The 1837-nt window shown below is 76.4% G+C and carries 2 protein-coding genes; both read left to right on the forward strand.

The features are described 5' to 3' along the window. Positions 1-493: hypothetical protein (locus tag CTKZ_RS19920; RefSeq protein ID WP_210766403.1), on the forward strand; the 493-nt coding region annotated here is incomplete at its 5' end. Positions 494-590: 97 nt separating this feature from the next. Then, a partial coding sequence (locus CTKZ_RS19925; protein WP_124344546.1) for a DNA polymerase III subunit gamma and tau occupies positions 591-1837 on the forward strand: 1247 nt, incomplete at its 3' end.

A 1837-nucleotide genomic window follows, 5' to 3' on the forward strand; every position in this document is an offset into this window, starting at 1 on the left:
GCGCGAGACGGGGGCGTCCGAGCCGGCCGTGCCCGGCCAGACAGGCGTGGCCGTCGCGGCCGTGCCCGTGGAGCCGCGCGCCGCGACGCCCGCGGTCGACGTCGACCCGCCCGGGCCCGGCGGCGGAAGAACCGTCGCCGACGGCGGGCCGGGGGCGGCGACGGTGTCCCGGGCGTGGGTGACGCGACCGACCCCGGCGGCCGCGTACGTGCGGTTCGTCGGGCTGACGATCGTGAACCCCGCGACGCTGCTGATCTTCGCGACGGTCGCGGTCGGGCTCGCGGCGCGGCTCGGCGCGCACGGGTCGTCGGTGCTCGTCGCGGGCGCACTGTTCGTGGCGGGTGCGAGCCTCGCGTCGGCGGCCTGGCAGTCGGTCCTCGGCGTGGTGTCGGGTGCGCTCGGGCGGGTCGTCGGGGAGCGCGGGCGGTCGTGGGCGTCGCCCGTCGGCGCCGTCGTCGTGCTCGTGCTCGCGGGCGTCGTGCTGCTCGGCTGACCGGGCCGTCCGCGGCACGTCGCCGGCGTCGCCGCGCGTCCGTGCAGGCCGGGGACGGACGCTCCCGCGCGTGGGTGGGGGCGTCTAGGGTTCTCGCGTGACGACAGCCCTGTACCGCCGCTACCGGCCCGAGAGCTTCGCCGAGGTCATCGGTCAGGACCACGTCACCGCACCCCTGCGGCAGGCGCTGCGCAGCGGCCAGGTCAACCACGCGTACCTGTTCAGCGGCCCGCGCGGATGCGGCAAGACGACGTCGGCCCGCATCCTCGCGCGCATCCTCAACTGCGAGGCGAACACCGAGGCCAGCCCGACGGACACCCCGTGCGGCACGTGCCCGTCCTGCGTCGAGCTCGCGCGCGGCGGGCCGGGCAGCCTCGACGTCGTCGAGATCGACGCGGCCAGCCACGGAGGCGTCGACGACGCCCGTGAGCTGCGCGAGCGCGCGACGTTCGCCCCGGCCCGCGACCGGTTCAAGGTGTTCATCCTCGACGAGGCCCACATGGTCACGCCGCAGGGCTTCAACGCGCTGCTCAAGATCGTCGAGGAGCCCCCGCCGCACATCAAGTTCATCTTCGCGACGACCGAGCCCGACAAGGTCATCGGCACCATCCGCTCGCGCACGCACCACTACCCGTTCCGGCTCGTCCCGCCCGACGTGCTCGTGCCGTACCTCGAGCAGCTCTGCGCGAGCGAGGGCGTGCCGGTCGGGTCGGGCGTGCTGCCGCTCGTCGTGCGCGCCGGCGGCGGTTCGGTGCGCGACACCCTCTCGGTGCTCGACCAGCTCATCGCCGGCTCGGGCGAGGGCGGCCTCGACTACGACGACGCGGCCGCGCTGCTCGGCTACACCCCGGCCGCGCTGCTCGACGACCTCGTCGAGGCGATCTCCGCGCGTGACGGCGGGTCCGCGTTCCGTGTCGTCGAGCGCGTCATCACGACCGGCCACGAGCCCCGACGCTTCGTCGAGGACCTGCTCGAGCGCCTGCGCGACCTCATCGTCATCGCCGCGTCCGGCGACGCCGCCGCTGCCGCGCTGCGGGACGTGCCCGCCGACCAGCTCGCCCGCATGCGCCTGCAGGCCCAGCACCTCGGCGCGTCCGAGCTCTCCCGGTCCGCCGACCTCGCGAACGCCGCCCTCACCGAGATGACGGGCGCGACGTCGCCGCGCCTCCACCTCGAGCTCCTCATGGCGCGCCTGCTGCTGCCCGCCGCCGACGACACCCGGTCCGGCCTCGGCGCGCGCCTCGACCGCCTCGAGCGTGGCCTGCCCGCCGACGGCGCCGCCTTCGCCTCGGCGCGCCTGGTCGGCCCGGGCGACGCGGAGGCTCCCGCGGCGCCGGTCGCGCG

It is taken from the genome of Cellulomonas algicola (assembly GCF_003851725.1).
In the GTDB taxonomy this organism is placed as follows: Bacteria; Actinomycetota; Actinomycetes; order Actinomycetales; family Cellulomonadaceae; genus Cellulomonas; species Cellulomonas algicola.